This window comes from Salimicrobium halophilum (genome assembly GCF_900100295.1).
In the GTDB taxonomy this organism is placed as follows: domain Bacteria; phylum Bacillota; class Bacilli; order Bacillales; family Halobacillaceae; genus Salimicrobium; species Salimicrobium halophilum.
On sequence record NZ_FNEV01000011.1, the window covers coordinates 18,927 to 36,413 of the forward strand.

25 protein-coding genes and 1 pseudogene are annotated in these 17,487 nt (G+C 46.8%); all 26 read right to left on the bottom strand.

Features of this window, described 5'->3' with window-relative positions:
- Nucleotides 1-10: 10 nt before the first annotated feature.
- Nucleotides 11-193, bottom strand: a complete 183-nt coding sequence (rpmD, locus tag BLQ44_RS14335) for a 50S ribosomal protein L30 (RefSeq protein WP_093194586.1) — start codon at nt 191-193, stop codon at nt 11-13.
- A gap of 17 nt (nt 194-210) precedes the next feature.
- On the bottom strand, nt 211-708 hold the full coding sequence (gene rpsE, locus BLQ44_RS14340) for a 30S ribosomal protein S5 (RefSeq protein WP_093194587.1): 498 nt from the start codon (nt 706-708) through the stop codon (nt 211-213).
- Nucleotides 709-728: 20 nt separating this feature from the next.
- The gene (gene rplR, locus BLQ44_RS14345; RefSeq protein WP_093194588.1) at nt 729-1,091 is read right to left on the bottom strand and encodes a 50S ribosomal protein L18; all 363 of its coding nucleotides are present in this window, start codon (nt 1,089-1,091) and stop codon (nt 729-731) included.
- A 29-nt stretch (nt 1,092-1,120) separates the two neighbouring features.
- Nucleotides 1,121-1,657 (bottom strand): 50S ribosomal protein L6, encoded by a 537-nt coding sequence (gene rplF / locus BLQ44_RS14350; protein ID WP_093194589.1) that lies wholly within the window; start codon nt 1,655-1,657, stop codon nt 1,121-1,123.
- 29 nt (nt 1,658-1,686) lie between these two features.
- Complete coding sequence (gene rpsH / locus BLQ44_RS14355) at nt 1,687-2,085, bottom strand: 30S ribosomal protein S8 (RefSeq protein ID WP_093194590.1); 399 nt, start codon at nt 2,083-2,085, stop codon at nt 1,687-1,689.
- A 30-nt stretch (nt 2,086-2,115) separates the two neighbouring features.
- Nucleotides 2,116-2,301, bottom strand: coding sequence for a type Z 30S ribosomal protein S14 (locus BLQ44_RS14360; protein WP_035511674.1), 186 nt, complete (start codon nt 2,299-2,301; stop codon nt 2,116-2,118).
- Between the two features lie 25 nt (nt 2,302-2,326).
- Entirely contained in the window at nt 2,327-2,866 is a 540-nt protein-coding gene (gene rplE, locus BLQ44_RS14365) for a 50S ribosomal protein L5 (RefSeq protein WP_093194591.1), read from the bottom strand.
- Nucleotides 2,867-2,893: 27 nt separating this feature from the next.
- Entirely contained in the window at nt 2,894-3,205 is a 312-nt protein-coding gene (gene rplX / locus BLQ44_RS14370; protein WP_093194592.1) for a 50S ribosomal protein L24, read from the bottom strand.
- Between the two features lie 40 nt (nt 3,206-3,245).
- Nucleotides 3,246-3,614 carry a 50S ribosomal protein L14 gene (gene rplN / locus BLQ44_RS14375; RefSeq protein ID WP_093194593.1) on the bottom strand — a complete coding sequence of 123 codons (369 nt, stop codon included), beginning with the start codon at nt 3,612-3,614 and terminating at the stop codon, nt 3,246-3,248.
- A gap of 40 nt (nt 3,615-3,654) precedes the next feature.
- Nucleotides 3,655-3,918, bottom strand: coding sequence for a 30S ribosomal protein S17 (gene rpsQ / locus BLQ44_RS14380; RefSeq protein WP_093194594.1), 264 nt, complete (start codon nt 3,916-3,918; stop codon nt 3,655-3,657).
- A gap of 24 nt (nt 3,919-3,942) precedes the next feature.
- On the bottom strand, nt 3,943-4,143 hold the full coding sequence (gene rpmC, locus BLQ44_RS14385) for a 50S ribosomal protein L29 (protein ID WP_076560416.1): 201 nt from the start codon (nt 4,141-4,143) through the stop codon (nt 3,943-3,945).
- Nucleotides 4,133-4,567, bottom strand: a complete 435-nt coding sequence (gene rplP, locus BLQ44_RS14390; protein WP_093194595.1) for a 50S ribosomal protein L16 — start codon at nt 4,565-4,567, stop codon at nt 4,133-4,135. The genes rpmC and rplP overlap by 11 nt, the downstream gene beginning before the upstream one ends.
- Nucleotides 4,561-5,227: pseudogene (rpsC, locus tag BLQ44_RS14395) on the bottom strand (30S ribosomal protein S3). The gene rplP and the pseudogene rpsC overlap by 7 nt, the downstream one beginning before the upstream one ends.
- Nucleotides 5,228-5,230: 3 nt before the next feature.
- Nucleotides 5,231-5,572: a 50S ribosomal protein L22 gene (rplV, locus tag BLQ44_RS14400; protein ID WP_093194597.1), complete on the bottom strand. Its 342-nt coding sequence runs from the start codon at nt 5,570-5,572 to the stop codon at nt 5,231-5,233.
- Between the two features lie 20 nt (nt 5,573-5,592).
- Nucleotides 5,593-5,871: a 30S ribosomal protein S19 gene (rpsS, locus tag BLQ44_RS14405; protein ID WP_093194598.1), complete on the bottom strand. Its 279-nt coding sequence runs from the start codon at nt 5,869-5,871 to the stop codon at nt 5,593-5,595.
- A gap of 58 nt (nt 5,872-5,929) precedes the next feature.
- Nucleotides 5,930-6,763 (bottom strand): 50S ribosomal protein L2, encoded by an 834-nt coding sequence (rplB, locus tag BLQ44_RS14410; protein ID WP_093194599.1) that lies wholly within the window; start codon nt 6,761-6,763, stop codon nt 5,930-5,932.
- Between the two features lie 29 nt (nt 6,764-6,792).
- Nucleotides 6,793-7,080, bottom strand: coding sequence for a 50S ribosomal protein L23 (gene rplW, locus BLQ44_RS14415; protein WP_093194600.1), 288 nt, complete (start codon nt 7,078-7,080; stop codon nt 6,793-6,795).
- Complete coding sequence (rplD, locus tag BLQ44_RS14420; protein WP_093194601.1) at nt 7,080-7,703, bottom strand: 50S ribosomal protein L4; 624 nt, start codon at nt 7,701-7,703, stop codon at nt 7,080-7,082. Before rplD ends, rplW begins: the two co-directional genes overlap by 1 nt.
- A gap of 21 nt (nt 7,704-7,724) precedes the next feature.
- Nucleotides 7,725-8,357: a 50S ribosomal protein L3 gene (gene rplC / locus BLQ44_RS14425; RefSeq protein WP_093194602.1), complete on the bottom strand. Its 633-nt coding sequence runs from the start codon at nt 8,355-8,357 to the stop codon at nt 7,725-7,727.
- Between the two features lie 31 nt (nt 8,358-8,388).
- Complete coding sequence (gene rpsJ, locus BLQ44_RS14430) at nt 8,389-8,697, bottom strand: 30S ribosomal protein S10 (RefSeq protein ID WP_093194603.1); 309 nt, start codon at nt 8,695-8,697, stop codon at nt 8,389-8,391.
- Between the two features lie 352 nt (nt 8,698-9,049).
- A complete protein-coding gene (gene tuf, locus BLQ44_RS14435; protein WP_093194604.1) occupies nt 9,050-10,240 on the bottom strand; it encodes an elongation factor Tu in 1,191 nt (396 codons plus the stop codon).
- 123 nt (nt 10,241-10,363) lie between these two features.
- On the bottom strand, nt 10,364-12,442 hold the full coding sequence (gene fusA, locus BLQ44_RS14440) for an elongation factor G (protein ID WP_093194605.1): 2,079 nt from the start codon (nt 12,440-12,442) through the stop codon (nt 10,364-10,366).
- Nucleotides 12,443-12,484: 42 nt separating this feature from the next.
- Nucleotides 12,485-12,955 (bottom strand): 30S ribosomal protein S7, encoded by a 471-nt coding sequence (gene rpsG / locus BLQ44_RS14445; protein WP_093194606.1) that lies wholly within the window; start codon nt 12,953-12,955, stop codon nt 12,485-12,487.
- A gap of 37 nt (nt 12,956-12,992) precedes the next feature.
- Nucleotides 12,993-13,406: a 30S ribosomal protein S12 gene (gene rpsL / locus BLQ44_RS14450; RefSeq protein ID WP_093194607.1), complete on the bottom strand. Its 414-nt coding sequence runs from the start codon at nt 13,404-13,406 to the stop codon at nt 12,993-12,995.
- Nucleotides 13,407-13,504: 98 nt separating this feature from the next.
- Nucleotides 13,505-13,753 carry a ribosomal L7Ae/L30e/S12e/Gadd45 family protein gene (locus tag BLQ44_RS14455; RefSeq protein WP_093194608.1) on the bottom strand — a complete coding sequence of 83 codons (249 nt, stop codon included), beginning with the start codon at nt 13,751-13,753 and terminating at the stop codon, nt 13,505-13,507.
- Between the two features lie 120 nt (nt 13,754-13,873).
- Nucleotides 13,874-17,482, bottom strand: coding sequence for a DNA-directed RNA polymerase subunit beta' (gene rpoC / locus BLQ44_RS14460; RefSeq protein ID WP_093194609.1), 3,609 nt, complete (start codon nt 17,480-17,482; stop codon nt 13,874-13,876).
- Between the last annotated feature and the right edge of the window lie 5 nt (nt 17,483-17,487).

A 17,487-nucleotide genomic window follows, 5' to 3' on the forward strand; every position in this document is an offset into this window, starting at 1 on the left:
ATAGAATTGATTATGCTTCTTTTACAGTAACCAGGTGTGAAATTTTGTTAGCCATGCCGCGCATAGCTGGGTTATCTTCCACGACCACTGTTTGACGAATTTTGTTTAGTCCTAGCGCTTTGACCGTGTCGCGTTGATCTTGCGGGCGACCGATGACACTGCGCGTGAGGGTAATTTCTAACTTTTGAGCCATTGTATTTCCCTCCTATCCTACAGTTCTTCTACGGATTTCCCACGAAGCCTTGCTACATCTTCAGCACGCTTCAATTCACTTAGGCCTGTGATTGTAGCACGAACCATGTTGATTGGTGTGTTGGAGCCAAGGGATTTCGATAGGATATCCTGAACACCTGCAAGTTCAAGTACCGCACGAACAGGGCCACCTGCGATGATACCTGTACCTTCTGCAGCTGGTTTCAATAGAATGTTCCCGGCACCGAATCGACCGTGAATCTCGTGAGGAATCGTTGTATCTTTGATTGGTACATTGACCAAGTTCTTCTTCGCATCTTCAATAGCTTTCTTGATAGCGTCCGGTACCTCCTGTGCTTTCGCTGTACCGAAACCTACGTGACCGTTTTTGTCTCCCACTACTACTAGGGCAGCAAAACGGAAACGACGTCCACCTTTTACTACTTTCGCAACGCGATTGATCGTAACAACGCGTTCTTCAAGGTCTAGTTTGTTAGGGTCAATATTTGCACTCATGCATGTCCCTCCTTTTACGATTAAAATTGTAGTCCAGCTTCACGAGCTGCATCCGCAAGCGCCTGTACACGTCCGTGATAGAGATAACCACCGCGGTCGAATACGACACTTTCATAACCTTTTTCTTTTGCACGTTCAGCAACGAGTTGACCAACGCGCTGAGCAGCTTCGACGTTGCCTGTCTGCTCCAGGTCAAATCCGTTATCCATCGTCGATGCGCTTGCTACTGTCGTTTCGCTTACATCGTCGATCAATTGTGCGTACATATGCTTGTTGGAACGGTATACGTTCAAACGTGGGCGTTCTGCTGTTCCGGTAACGTTCTTACGGACGCGGGCATGACGCTTTTTACGCATTGTGTTTTTATCGGCCTTCGAGATCATTTGAGTCACTCCTTTCTTACCTTAGGACCTTATTTAGCTGTTTTACCTTCCTTCGTACGGACAGCTTCGTTCTCGTAACGAATTCCTTTGCCTTTGTAAGGCTCTGGAGGACGAATCGCGCGGATATTCGCAGCAACAGCTCCTACGAGCTCTTTGTCGATACCCTTGATAACGATTCTTGTGTTAGTTGGAACTTCGATATCGATACCTTCGCGGTTTTCGATTTCAACTGGGTGAGAGTAACCTGCGTTCACAACGACCTTCTCTCCCTGCTTTTGAGCACGGTACCCGACACCACGGATTTCAAGAGCTTTTTCGAATCCTTTCGAAACTCCTTCAACCATGCTGTTGATCAGGCTGCGTGTTGTACCATGAAGCGCTTTGTGATCTTTGCTGTCAGAAGGGCGCTCTACGTTAAGAACGTTCTCTTCCTGCTTAAGGATCATCTCGCCGGAGACTGTGCGGGACAGCTCCCCTTTAGGTCCTTTTACTGTAACTTGATTGTTATCCTGAGTGATTTCTACACCTTCAGGAATTTCAATTGGTAACACACCAACACGTGACATACTTTACACCTCCTGTTCGTTTCTGTTTCTTACCAGACGTAAGCTAGTACTTCGCCGCCGATGGCCTGCTCACGTGCTTCTTTATCTGTCAATACACCTTTAGAAGTGGAAACGACTGCAATACCAAGACCGTTAAGAACTCTAGGTACCTCGTCAGCCTGCGCGTAAACGCGAAGACCCGGCTTAGAAATCTTTTTGATGCCTGAGATTACTTTTTCGTCTTTTTGACCGTACTTCATGAATAGACGAAGTACGCCTTGTTTTCCATCTTCAACCTGCTCGTAGTCACGGATGAATCCTTCACGCTTAAGGATATCAGCAATCTCTCTCTTCAAATTAGAAGCAGGGAGCTCTAATTTCTCGTGACGTACCATGTTCGCATTACGAATGCGAGTCAGCATATCTGCAATTGGATCTGTCATTGTCATAACTGTTACCTCCTTCCCTGTCTTCGGGTTCTACCAGCTGGCTTTTTTGACGCCAGGGATTTGTCCTTTATATGCTAGTTCACGGAAACAAATACGGCACAATTTGAACTTACGAAGTACGGAATGTGGACGTCCACAACGTTCGCAACGTGTATATTCGCGTACTTGGTATTTTTGTTTGCGCTGCTGTTTCGCAACCATTGATTTTTTAGCCACTATTTTCCCTCCTTATCGTCCGTTCTTAGTTTTGAAACGGCATTCCGAACTGAGTTAATAGTTCGCGAGACTCTTCGTCTGTATCGGCTGTGGTTACGATAACGATATCCATACCACGAACCTTGTTCACTTTATCATAGTCGATTTCCGGGAAAATCAATTGTTCTTTCACACCGAGAGTGTAGTTACCGCGACCGTCGAATGCTTTCTTGGAGATACCACGGAAGTCACGCACACGTGGTAGTGACACGGCGATCAACTTCTGAAAGAATTCGTACATGCGCTCTCCGCGCAGGGTAACTTTTGCTCCGATCGGCATTCCTTCACGAAGACGGAAACCTGCAATGGATTTCTTCGCTTTCGTTACCATCGGTTTCTGACCGGAGATAAGTTCGAGTTCCTCGACAGCGTTGTCCAGTGCTTTTGCGTTCTGAACAGCATCTCCTACACCCATGTTAATAACGATTTTTTCAACTTTCGGTGCTTCCATTACGGAATCATAATTGAACTTTTCCATTAGGGATGGAAGAATTTCATTTTGATATTTCGTTTGAAGTTCGTTCATCGGTAAGCCCTCCTTTCGCCAGATGGATTATTTATCTAATGCTTCACCAGATTTTTTCGCGATACGAACTTTTTTGCCGTCCTCTGTCTTGAAACCAACGCGTGTCGGTTCACCGGATTTCGGATCGATCGGCAAAACGTTTGATACATGGATAGCTGCTTCCTGAGTAAGGATACCGCCTTGAGGGTTATCCTGAGAAGGTTGAGCGTGCTTCTTCACTTCGTTGACGCCTTCAACGAGGACACGTTCCTTCTTAGGGTAAGCTTCAAGTACCGTACCTTGCTTTCCTTTATCTTTACCAGAGATAACCATGACTTTGTCACCTTTTTTTACGTGCATACTTCGCGCACCTCCTTACCACGGCTTTTCATTTATAGTTTTAAAGAACTTCCGGAGCTAGTGAAACGATCTTCATGAATTTGTTCTCACGAAGTTCACGGGCTACTGGTCCGAAAATACGAGTTCCGCGTGGACCTTTGTCTTCGCGCACGATAACCGCTGCGTTCTCATCGAAACGGATGTAAGAACCGTCTTTACGACGCGCGCCGCTCTTGGAGCGTACGATAACCGCCTTTACGACTTCACCTTTTTTAACAACGCCCCCTGGTGTTGCTTGTTTCACCGTAGCAGTGATGATGTCACCGATGTTAGCAGTCTTACGACCAGAACCGCCCAACACTTTAATGGTTTGAATTTCACGAGCACCAGAGTTGTCTGCAACTTTTAGACGTGATTCCTGTTGAATCATACATGTAACCTCCCTTCGGAATACTTCCGAGTTGTCTGATTTAGATAATTACGGATTCTTCGATTACTTCTACCAGACGGAAACGCTTCGTAGCGGACTGAGGGCGAGTTTCCATGATGCGGACCACATCTCCCTGTTTCGCTTGGTTGTTTTCGTCATGCGTTTTGAACTTCTTGGAATATTTAACACGTTTGCCGTAAAGCTTGTGGAATTTATACGTTTCAACAAGTACAGTGATCGTTTTGTCCATTTTGTCGGATACTACGCGACCAGTATATACTTTACGATTGTTACGTTCAGCCATGTGAGGGTGTCCTCCTCTCAATTATTAATTGTTCGTGCTTAGTTCACGTTCACGGACAACTGTTTTCATACGGGCGATAGATTTACGAACCTCGCGAATGCGGGCAGTATTCTCTAGCTGACCTGTAGCCAGTTGGAAACGTAGATTGAAAAGTTCTTCTTTTAGAGATTTAACTTTTTGTTCAATTTCGGCAGTGGTTAATTCGCGGATTTCATTAGCCTTCATTGATTTCACCACCAATTTCTTCACGTTTTACAAATTTCGTACGGATCGGCAGCTTGTGAGAAGCAAGACGCAATGCTTCGCGAGCGACTTCCTCAGATACACCTGCGATCTCGAACATGATTTTCCCTGGTTTTACTACTGCGATGAACCCTTCTGGGGCACCTTTACCGGAACCCATACGTACTTCGAGGGGTTTCGCTGTGTAAGGCTTGTCAGGGAAGATTTTGATCCATACTTTACCGCCACGCTTCATGTAACGCGTCATAGCGATACGAGCAGCTTCGATTTGACGTGCCGTGATCCATGCTGGATCTACAGCCTGAAGTCCGTATTCACCAAACGCTACAGAAGTTCCGCCTTTCGCGCGGCCTTTCAAACTTGGACGATGTTGACGACGATATTTAACACGTTTTGGCATTAACATAATGCTGTTCCCCCTTCCTTATTAGTTCTCTTTTGTTGGAAGAACCTCTCCACGATAGATCCACACTTTGACGCCTAGCTTACCGTACGTAGTATCTGCTTCAGCAGTACCATAGTCGATGTCTGCACGCAATGTGTGTAGTGGTACAGTTCCTTCACTGTAATATTCAGCACGAGCGATGTCTGCTCCGCCTAGACGACCGGAAACCTGAGTACGGATACCCTTAGCGCCAGCACGCATAGAACGTTGGATGCTCTGCTTTTGTGCACGACGGAAAGATACGCGGTTTTCCAGTTGGTTCGCGATACTGTCCGCAACAAGTACTGCATCAAGATCAGGCTTTTTCACCTCAATGATGTTGATGTGAACTCGTTTACCAGTGCGATTATTCAAATCTTTACGAAGTGCTTCTACTTCGGAACCACCTTTACCGATAACCATTCCTGGTTTAGCGGTATGGATCGTTACGTTCACACGGTTCGCTGCACGTTCGATTTCAACCGTAGATACAGAAGCTTCGCTTAGACGTTTTTCGATATATTCACGGATTTCAATATCTTCGTGAAGTAGGTTTGCATATTCGTTGTCTGCGTACCATTTGGACTCCCAGTCACGGATGACACCGACACGAAGACCTACCGGGTTAATTTTTTGACCCACTGATTATCCCTCCTTCTTTTCTGATACGACCACTGTAATGTGGCTTGTCCGTTTGTTGATTTGACTAGCGCGTCCCATCGCACGTGGACGGAAACGTTTAAGCGTTACGCCTTCGTCTACATATGCTTCAGAAACGACTAGGTTTTCAGGGTCTAGCTCGAAGTTGTGCTCAGCGTTTGCGATAGCTGAGTTTAGTACTTTCTCAATGATCGGAGAAGCTTTGCGATTTGTGTTACGCAGTGTTGCAACAGCTTCACCTGTGTCCATTCCTCGAATCAAGTCGATAACTAAACGCGCTTTACGAGGAGCAATACGGACTGTTTTAGCAACTGCTTTAGCTTGCATGGAAGTGCCTCCTCTCTACCTTAGCGTTTTGTTTTTTTATCGTCACCGGAGTGTCCCTTGAACGTACGGGTCGGTGCGAATTCACCTAGTTTGTGTCCTACCATGTCTTCTGTAACATATACAGGCACATGCTTGCGTCCGTCATATACAGCAATTGTCTGACCGACGAAGTTCGGGAAGATAGTTGAACGGCGTGACCACGTTTTGATCACATGTTTCTTGTTATCTTCATTGTTGCTTTCGACTTTTTTCATCAAATGGTCATCTACAAAAGGTCCCTTTTTCAGACTGCGGCCCATTGATAAACCTCCCTTCGCGATTGAGAGACGGGGTAGTCATCCCGCCATTTCAATCCCGTTATTTTTTGCCTTTTCTGCGAACAATATATTTGTCGGATGGTTTGTTACGTTTACGCGTCTTGTAACCAAGTGTCGGCTGACCCCAAGGTGTAACAGGAGACGGCATACCGATTGGCGCACGTCCTTCACCACCACCGTGTGGGTGATCACTAGGGTTCATAACAGAACCACGTACTGTAGGGCGCTTACCTTGCCAGCGGGAACGTCCTGCTTTACCGATGCTGATCAGTTCATGTTCAAGGTTACCTACTTGACCTACCGTTGCGCGGCAAGTGCTTAGGATAAGTCGAACTTCACCTGATGCAAGGCGTACAAGCGTGTATTTCTCTTCACGACCAAGGATTTGTGCAGAAGCACCAGCGGAACGTACAAGTTGACCACCGCGTCCTGGTTTCAATTCAATGTTATGAATTGTAGTACCTACAGGAAGGTCTTTCAATTGTTTTGCGTTACCTGCTTTGATGTCTGCGTCCTGTCCGGAGATGATTTCAGCTCCGACTTTCAGTCCTTTCGGTGCAAGGATATAACGCTTTTCACCATCTACATAGTTGATTAGTGCAATGTTAGCGGAACGGTTCGGATCGTATTCGATCGTAGCAACGCGTCCTGGTATTCCATCTTTATCGCGCTTAAAGTCGATAATACGGTACTGACGCTTATGCCCGCCGCCTTGATGACGAACTGTGATACGTCCATGGGTGTTACGTCCACCGCGTTTGTGTAGCGGGGTAACCAAGGAGCGTTCTGGTTTATCGGTAGTGATCTCTGCGAAATCAGATACTGACATATGCCGACGACCGTTAGTCGTTGGACGGAATTTTTTAATCGCCATCTTTTTTCCCTCCTTCGTTTATCTATTAATTATACTTCGAAAAATTCGATTTCTTCACTGTTGTCAGTAAGTTGAACAATCGCACGTTTCTTATCAGAACGGTATCCACCGTATCTGCCCATACGCTTGAACTTACCTTTACGGTTGATTGTGTTCACTTTAGCGACTTCTACGCCGAAAATCTCTTCGATCGCTTTCTTGATTTCCGTTTTGTTCGCTTTGGATTCCACTTCAAACGTGTATTTCTTTTCTCCCATAAGATCGGCAGAGTTCTCAGTGATTACGGGGCGCTTAATAATATCGCGTGGTTCTTTCATTATGAGAGCACCTCCCCTACTTTTTCAGCCGCATCTTTCGTTACAATAACTTTGTCATGCGTAAGCAAGTCTAGAACACTTACTTGATCAAACGTCAATGTTTCAACGTTTGGCAGGTTATTGGAAGAAAGTACGACATTTTCTTCTTTTTGTGCCGTGATGATTAGTGCACTTTCGTTTACGTCCAGTGCTTTAAGGAAGTTAACGACTTCTTTCGTTTTCGGAGCATCAAGAGAAAGCTCTTCTACTGCAAAAAGGTTTTCTTCCTGTACTTTTGAAGAATAAGCAGAACGAAGTGCCAGACGGCGAACTTTTTTCGGTAGCTTGTAGCTGTAGCTGCGAGGTGTCGGACCGAATACTGTTCCACCACCTACCCATTGTGGGGCACGGATTGTACCTTGACGGGCACGTCCTGTACCTTTTTGGCGCCACGGTTTCTTTCCACCGCCACTTACTTCACCGCGAGTTTTCACTTTATGCGTTCCTTGACGCTTGGAAGCTTGTTGCATAAGCACAGACTCATGAAGCACGTGTGTGTTCGGCTCGATACCGAATACCGCATCGTTCAAATCTAGATCTCCAACTTGCGAACCGCTTTGGTTAAATAGTGCTACTTTAGGCATGACATATCCTCCCTTCGTTTATTATTGGTTAGCCTTAACTGCACTTTGAACTTGTACATAAGATTTCTTCGCACCAGGAACATTTCCTTTAACGAGAAGCAGGTTACGTTCTGTATCTACTTTAACCACTTCAAGGTTCTGGATTGTTACCTGGTTGCCACCCATTTGACCTGGAAGGTCTTTACCTTTGAATACGTGCATGGAGTTGATATCCCCAAGAGTACCCGGGCGACGGTGATAGCGGGAACCGTGTGTTTCAGGTCCGCGGGAGTGGTTGAAACGTTTGATCGTTCCCTGGAACCCTTTCCCTTTGGAAGTTCCTGTTACATCGATTGCGTCACCTTCTGCGAAAGTATCAACTTTCACCTCTTGACCGAGTTCATACTCGTCAAAATTTACGTTACGGACTTCACGAACGTAGCGCTTAGGTGTTGTGTTAGCTTTTTCGGCATGGCCTACTTCTGGCTTTTTCACGTTATTCGCTTTTTGATCAGCGAAACCTAATTGAATGGATTCGTAACCGTCGTTTTCGATAGTCTTCTTCTGAAGAACTACGTTCGGCTCAGCCTGGATTACTGTTACAGGTACAAGCTCTCCGTTTTCAGAGAAGATCTGAGTCATACCGACTTTACGTCCTAAGATACTTTTCGTCATCCGTTACACCTCCTAATAATACAATATATTTTTATAGTTTAATTTCGATATCTACACCAGACGGCAAGTCAAGACGCATCAATGCATCTACCGTTTGTGGCGTTGGATTAACAATGTCGATCAGGCGCTTGTGTGTGCGCATTTCGAACTGTTCACGAGAATCTTTGAATTTATGAGTCGCACGTAGAATGGTATAGATGGATCTCTCCGTCGGAAGCGGGATCGGACCGGACACTTCTGCTCCTGAACGATTCGCTGTGTCTACGATTTTTTCAGCGGACTGATCCAGAACTCTGTGATCATACGCTTTTAAACGAATACGAATTTTCTCTTTTGCCATTATTTTCCCTCCTTTATCGCCTATTTTTTTAAACAGACTGGCTCCACGAAAATTCCTTGACGCACTCGCCATGGCAAAGGGGCCGGGTGTGTCAACAACCTTTCGCATCATCGTCTTTTATGACCAACATTAAACATTATAAAGAATTCCCACTCGGAATGCAAGGGGATACGACAACTTTTATTGATCATCCTAAAATAGTTTAACGACTTTTCCGGTAAAACGCAACCCCAATCGGGCAGAAAAGAAAAAATGAACGATGATCTTCCTATTCTATGGCAGGAGTTTCTGTTTCTTTCCATTAAAAAAGACCAGAGGGCGAACCCCCTGATCTTCTTAAACTGTCTGTATATTACTCTTCGATACGAGCAACAACGCCAGCGCCTACAGTACGTCCACCTTCACGGATGGAGAACTTCGTACCGTCTTCGATAGCGATTGGAGAGATAAGCTCAACAGTCATCTCAACGTTATCGCCAGGCATAACCATTTCTACTCCTTCAGGAAGCTGGATAACACCAGTTACGTCCGTAGTACGGAAGTAGAATTGTGGGCGGTAGTTGTCGAAGAATGGAGTGTGACGTCCACCTTCATCTTTGGATAGTACATAAACTTCCGCATGGAACTTCGTGTGTGGAGTGATGGAACCTGGCTTAGCAAGAACCTGTCCACGGTTGATTTCTTCGCGGTCTACACCACGTAGAAGTGCACCAATGTTGTCGCCAGCTTCAGCATAGTCTAGAAGCTTACGGAACATTTCAACACCAGTTACAGTAGTCTTCTTAGCTTCTGGAGCAAGACCGATGATTTCAACATCGTCGCCTACTTTAACCTGTCCACGCTCAACACGGCCAGTCGCAACTGTACCACGGCCAGTGATAGAGAATACGTCCTCGATAGGCATCATGAATGGCTTGTCAGTGTCGCGGTCTGGAGTTGGGATGAACGCGTCAACTTCAGCCATAAGATCCATGATTGCTTGCTCGTGGTCAGCATCTCCTTCGATAGCTTTAAGAGCAGAACCTTTAACGACTGGAGTTTCGTCTCCGTCGAAGTCATACTCGGATAGTAGGTCGCGAACTTCCATTTCTACAAGCTCAAGAAGCTCTTCGTCGTCTACCATGTCTGTTTTGTTAAGGAATACCACGATAGCTGGAACACCAACCTGACGGGAAAGTAGGATGTGCTCACGAGTTTGTGGCATTGGACCGTCAGCTGCGGATACAACTAGGATCGCACCGTCCATTTGTGCAGCACCAGTGATCATGTTTTTAACATAGTCAGCGTGGCCTGGGCAGTCAACGTGTGCATAGTGACGGTTTTCAGTTTCGTACTCAACGTGTGCAGTGGAGATTGTGATTCCACGCTCACGCTCTTCCGGAGCTCCGTCGATGGAGTCATACGCGCGAGCTTCCCCGCTACCGGAAGTTTTGTGAAGTACAGTAGTGATTGCTGCAGTTAGAGTTGTTTTACCATGGTCAACGTGTCCGATAGTACCAATGTTAACGTGGGACTTCGAACGGTCGAATTTTTCTTTAGCCATTTTATAGTTCCTCCTTTAAGTAAATAAAAGTGTATTTTTAAAGGTTTTATATGGAGCTTAGAAGAAAGCAAATTCTTCTAAGCTTACCATACAATTAATCCTTTTAAACGTCAATGAAATTAATTATTCACCAGCGTTTTTCTTGATGATCTCTTCAGAAATACTCTTCGGTACTTCTGCGTAGTGATCGAAGTGCATCGTGTATGCTCCGCGACCTTGCGTATTAGAACGCAGGGCAGTAGCATAACCGAACATTTCGGAAAGTGGAACGAACGCGTTGACGACCTGAGCAGGTCCGCGGGCTTCCATACCTTCGACACGTCCACGACGGGAAGTGACATCACCCATAATGTCTCCCATGTATTCTTCAGGGATGACTACTTCAACTTTCATCATCGGCTCAAGAAGTACTGGCTGACACTTGTTTTTCGCTTCTTTAAGCGCCATGGATGCAGCTACTTTAAAGGCCATTTCGTTGGAGTCTACATCGTGGTAAGATCCATCGAAAAGTGTAGCTTTCACATCGATCAGTGGGTAACCGGCTAGTACGCCGTTTTCCATCGATTCTCTGATTCCCTGCTCAACAGAAGGGATATATTCACGAGGAACGACACCACCGACGATTTTGTTTTCGAATTCGAAACCGGCACCTTCTTCGTTCGGCTCGAAAGTGACCCAAACGTGTCCGAACTGACCGCGTCCACCGGACTGGCGTACGAACTTACCTTCTACGTTCGCGGATCCGCGGAACGTTTCACGGTAGGCAACCTGTGGAGCACCGATATGAGCGTCAACTTTGAACTCACGTTTCAAACGGTCAACGATGATATCCAGGTGAAGCTCACCCATACCAGAGATGATCGTCTGTCCTGTTTCTTCGTTCGTTTCCGTACGGAAAGTAGGATCTTCTTCAGCCAGCTTACCAAGGGCGATGGACATTTTGTCCTGGTCTGCTTTGGATTGCGGCTCGATCGCTACGTCGATTACCGGTTCAGGGAATTCCATGGATTCAAGAATAACGAGATTCTTCTCATCACACAGAGTATCTCCTGTCCCTGTATCTTTAAGACCTACACCTCCGGCAATGTCACCGGCATATACTTCAGAAATCTCCTGACGGGAGTTTGCGTGCATTTGCAGGATACGACCTACACGCTCACGTTTGTCCTTCGTGGAGTTCTTCACGTATGAACCGGATTTCAGTGTACCGGAGTAGACACGGAAGAATGTAAGCTTACCTACATAAGGGTCCGTTGCTACTTTAAACGCAAGTGCAGAGAAAGGCTCGTTGTCGTCGGCTTTACGAACTACTTCTTCTTCCGTTTCCGGTACGTGACCTTCGATTGCAGGTACGTCCAATGGAGATGGAAGGTAGTCGATGACACCGTCTACAAGAAGCTGAACACCTTTGTTTTTGAAAGCTGATCCGCAATATACAGGATAGAACTCGACATTAAGAGTTCCCTGACGAATAGCTGAGCGAAGCTCTTCGTTAGTGATTTCTTCACCTTCGAGGTACTTCATCATAAGTTCTTCGTCAAGTTCTGCTACGGATTCGATCAGCTTCCCGCGGTATTCTTCCGCCTGCGCCTTGTAATCATCCGGGATTTCGCGCGCTTCGGCACGAGTTCCAAGATCATCAAGGTAGTAGTAGGCTTCCATTGTAATGAGGTCGATGATTCCTTCGAAGTCATCTTCCGCACCGATTGGAAGCTGAACAGCGGCAGCGTTAGCACCCAGGCGCTCTTGAAGCGTTCCAAGGGAGTAAATGAAGTCTGCTCCTACTTTGTCCATCTTGTTGATGAATACGATACGCGGAACACCGTATGTTGTCGCCTGGCGCCACACTGTTTCTGTCTGTGGCTCAACTCCAGACTGCGCATCGAGTACAGCAATGGATCCGTCCAACACACGAAGGGAACGTTCAACTTCAACTGTGAAGTCTACGTGCCCTGGTGTATCGATGATGTTGATACGGTGACCTTTCCACTGAGCTGTTGTCGCTGCAGAAGTGATCGTGATTCCACGCTCCTGCTCTTGAGACATCCAGTCCATCTGAGAAGCACCTTCGTGCGTTTCACCGATTTTGTGGATACGTCCCGTATAGAAAAGAATACGTTCCGTTGCTGTCGTCTTACCGGCATCGATGTGAGCCATGATGCCAATGTTACGAGTTTTTTCCAAGGAGAACTCTCTAGGCATGAATCCTTCTCCTCCCTAATTAAGAATTTGTGTTGCGGATAATTACCAACGATAGTGAGCGAAAGCTTTGTTCGCTTCAGCCATCTTGTGCATTTCTTCACGACGCTTCACGGAAGCACCAGTGTTGTTTGCTGCATCAAGAATTTCGTTAGCCAAACGCTCTTGCATTGTTTTCTCGCCGCGAAGACGCGCATAGTTGACGATGAAACGAAGACCTAGTGCTTGACGACGCTCTGGACGAACCTCAACCGGTACCTGGTAGTTGGAACCACCTACACGACGAGCGCGTACTTCAAGTACTGGCATTACGTTCTTCATAGCTTCATCAAAAGTCTCCATCGCTTCATTCCCACTGCGTTCCTGAACGAGTTCAAATGCTTTGTAAAGAATGGTCTGGGCTTTTCCTCGCTTACCGTCTACCATGATCTGGTTGATCAGGCGAGTTACAAGCTTGGATTGATAAATCGGATCTGGTAACACATCACGCTTAGCTACTGGACCTTTACGTGGCATATGTCCCCCTCCTTTCTTCAAATGTCGATTATATTACTTATTTTTTAGGTTTCTTCGTACCGTACTTGGAACGTCCTTGCATACGGCCTTGTACAGCTGCTGTATCAAGCGCACCACGTACTACGTGATAACGTACACCTGGCAAGTCTTTAACACGACCGCCACGGATAAGTACAACACTGTGCTCCTGAAGGTTGTGTCCGATTCCAGGAATGTAAGCATTCACTTCAATCTGGTTAGTTAGACGGACACGTGCGTATTTACGAAGCGCGGAGTTCGGCTTCTTCGGAGTCATAGTACCGACACGTGTGCAAACACCACGTTTTTGTGGAGCGGACTGATCTGTCATACGCTTCTTGTAGCTGTTGTATCCTTTGTTAAGCGCAGGAGAGTCAGACTTTCTGCTTTTACTCACACGGCCTTTACGTACAAGCTGATTAATTGTTGGCATGTGGTTGTCCTCCCTTCATTTTTTAATACCACACATCCAGGTGGTTCGTAATAAGGCAAAAAACAAAGCTTTCGCGCTTCGGTTGCGCCAAAACTCCATTATTTAATAGCCACTGTCGCAGCACCAACATCAATACCACACGCATTCCCGAGTTCTTGCATTGATGGAACTTCATGATAGTCGACGGAAAATTGCTGGGCGATTCTCTTCACTTTCCCTGTGACGACGGGATCAGCATCAGATGCAATGATCACTTCTTTCACAGTTCCGGCTTTGATCGCTTTGATGGTCTGCTTTGTTCCAATCACTAAATTCGATTTAGCCTGTGCTACTTTTTCATAAGACATTTCCATATCCTCCAAAGTAACAAGGTTGTGGAAGCACCTTGATTATATTATCACTCTCCTGAATACGTGTCAACACTATTCAAAAGTTTTCTCAAGGTGCTTCTACTTTTTCCCTTGTGTTTAAGCTTGAGTGGTTTCTTCTACGACCGGCTCTTGTTTGTCTTTGTTTTCGTGCTCGGATTGGATTGTACGGTAACGGTTCATTCCTGTACCAGCAGGGACAAGCTTACCGATGATTACGTTCTCTTTCAGGCCGAGAAGTTCATCGCGCTTCCCTTTGATCGCTGCATCCGTAAGCACTCGCGTCGTTTCCTGGAACGATGCGGCAGAAAGGAAACTATCCGTTTCAAGAGAAGCTTTCGTAATACCGAGGATAACCGGACGACCTACGGCAGGTTGACCGCCTTCCATCAGCACACGCTGGTTGGCTTCTTTGAACTGGTGGATTTCCATGAGTGTTCCCGGAAGAACATCTGTATCTCCGGAATCAAGCACACGTACTTTACGAAGCATCTGGCGAACCATTACCTCTACGTGTTTATCGGAGATTTCCACCCCTTGCATACGGTATACTTTCTGGACTTCTTTCAGGAGATAGGCTTCTACCCCTTCGAGTCCTGTAACCTGCAGCAATTCTTTCGGATCGATGGAACCTTCTGTCAGTGGGTTACCGGCTTTCACTTCATCTCCGATGTTCAGTTTCATACGAGCTCCATAAGGGGCTGTATAACTGCGGGATTCCACGGCACCCTGCACAGTGATTTCAAGTTTCTCTTTCACTTCTTTTACGTCATAGACGGTACCGTCGATTTCAGAAATGACTGCCTGACCTTTCGGATTACGTGCTTCCACGATTTCCTGGATACGAGGCAGACCTTGCGTGATATCGTCTCCGGCAACACCGCCTGTGTGGAAGGTACGCATAGTAAGCTGTGTACCCGGTTCACCGATGGACTGAGCCGCGATGATTCCGACAGCTTCTCCGACTTCCACTTCGTCCCCTGTTGCCAGGTTACGACCATAACACTTCTTACACACTCCGTGTTTCGTGTTACAAGTGAAGGCAGAACGGATGGTTACGTTCTCGACACCGGAATCTTCGATCGTTTTCGCTGCTTCTTCCGAAATGATTTCATTACGGGTAGCAAGTACTTCTCCTGTTTCCGGATGTGTCACTGTCTGGAACGACGTACGTCCGACAAGACGGTCCACAAGCGGTTCGATTACTTCCGTACCCTCTGTGAGAGCAGCAACATTCAGGCCGCGATCCGTACCGCAGTCGTCTTCACGTACGATGACATCCTGTGCAACGTCGACAAGACGACGGGTAAGATAACCCGAGTCGGCCGTCTTAAGTGCTGTATCGGCAAGACCTTTACGCGCACCGTGTGTAGAGATGAAGTATTCGAGTACCGTCAGACCTTCACGGAAACTGGACTTGATCGGAAGTTCGATGATCCGGCCGGATGGGTTAGCCATGAGTCCGCGCATACCCGCAAGCTGAGTGAAGTTGGACGCGTTACCACGTGCTCCGGAGTCACTCATCATGTAAATCGGGTTTGTCGGGTCAAGGGATTCCATCAGACGTTCCTGGATGACGTCTTTCGCCTGGGACCACACTTCGATGACACGGTTATAGCGTTCTTCTTCTGTGATCAGTCCGCGACGGAACTGCTTCAGAACTTTATCCACTTTCTCCTGGCCATCATCAAGGATTTCCTGCTTATCTCCAAGTACTACGACGTCAGATACACCGACAGTGATACCTGCCTTCGTAGAGTATTTGAATCCTAGGTCCTTCATTTCGTCAAGCATTCTGGATGTTTCACTGATGGAGAAGCGTTTGAACACTTCCGCAATGATATCCCCGAGAATACCTTTCTTGAATGGATCGACGATTTCACGCTGTTTTATCTCTTCTTTTACGTTAGTACCTTTTTCGATGAAGTACTTCTCCGGTGTTTTGATTTCCAGGTTATCCTGTGTCGGTTCATTCATATAAGGGAACGAAGCCGGAAGCATATCGTTGAAAATCAATTTCCCGACCGTAGTCAAGAGCAGCTGGTCTCCCTGTTCTTTGGTGAACGTTTCGTTCTTAAGGGAGCTTGCTTGAACAGCTACACGCGTATGCAGGTGAACGTACCCGTTCTGATAAGCCATAAGCGCTTCATTCAAGTCTTTGAATACCATTCCTTCTCCGACTGCACCCGTTCTCTCAAGTGTAAGGTAGTAGTTACCCAGTACCATGTCCTGAGACGGCGTAACAACCGGCTTCCCGTCTTTCGGGTTAAGAATGTTCTGCGCTGCAAGCATAAGGATACGCGCTTCCGCCTGAGCTTCAGAGGAAAGTGGTACGTGTACCGCCATCTGGTCCCCGTCAAAGTCAGCGTTGTAAGCCGTACAAACGAGCGGGTGAAGGCGGATCGCTCTTCCTTCTACAAGCGTAGGTTCGAAAGCCTGGATACCCAGACGGTGCAAGGTAGGAGCACGGTTTAGGAGAACCGGGTGCTCTTTGATGACGTCTTCAAGGACATCCCATACGTCATCGTGCACACGTTCGATTTTCCGTTTCGCTGATTTGATGTTATGAGCGAGCCCTCTTGATACAAGCTCTTTCATTACGAACGGTTTGAACAGTTCCAGTGCCATCTCTCTCGGAAGTCCGCACTGATACATCTTCAGACTAGGACCTACGATGATAACAGAACGACCGGAATAGTCGACACGTTTACCCAGAAGGTTCTGACGGAAACGTCCCTGTTTCCCTTTAAGCATGTGGGACAAGGATTTAAGAGGACGGTTCCCTGGTCCTGTGACCGGGCGTCCGCGGCGTCCGTTATCAATCAATGCATCTACCGCTTCCTGAAGCATACGTTTTTCGTTCTGTACGATGATCGTCGGAGCACCGAGATCGAGAAGACGCTTCAGACGGTTGTTACGGTTGATGACTCGGCGGTAAAGGTCGTTCAAGTCAGACGTCGCAAAACGTCCTCCATCAAGCTGAACCATCGGACGAAGTTCCGGAGGAATAACCGGAAGTACGTCGAGAACCATCCACGCAGGATCATTCCCTGAGTTACGGAACGACTCCAGTACCTCAAGGCGCTTGATCGCTCTTGTACGTCTTTGCCCCTGAGCCGTTTTCAACTCTTCTTTAAGTGTAGTAACTTCATCGTCAAGGTCGATATCGTAAAGTAGTAGACGAATAGCTTCCGCCCCCATGTCAGCATGGAAGCTCTTGCCATACTTCTCACGGTACGAACGGTATTCTTTTTCGGATAGAAGTTGTTTCTTCTCAAGACCTGTATCACCAGGGTCCGTCACGATATAGGAAGCGAAGTAGATGACTTCTTCAAGAGCACGAGGGGACATATCAAGCACAAGTCCCATACGGCTCGGAATACCCTTGAAGTACCAGATGTGGGAAACCGGGGCAGCCAATTCCAGGTGCCCCATACGCTCACGGCGTACTTTAGATTTCGTCACTTCTACTCCACAACGGTCACAAACGATACCCTTATAGCGGACACGTTTGTATTTTCCACAGTGACACTCCCAGTCCTTTTGAGGACCGAAGATGCGTTCGCAGAACAACCCGTCTTTTTCCGGTTTCAATGTTCGATAGTTGATTGTTTCCGGCTTTTTCACTTCCCCGTAAGACCAGGAACGGATCTTATCGGATGAAGCTAAACCTATCTTCATATATTCAAAATTATTTACATCTATCAAAGGGC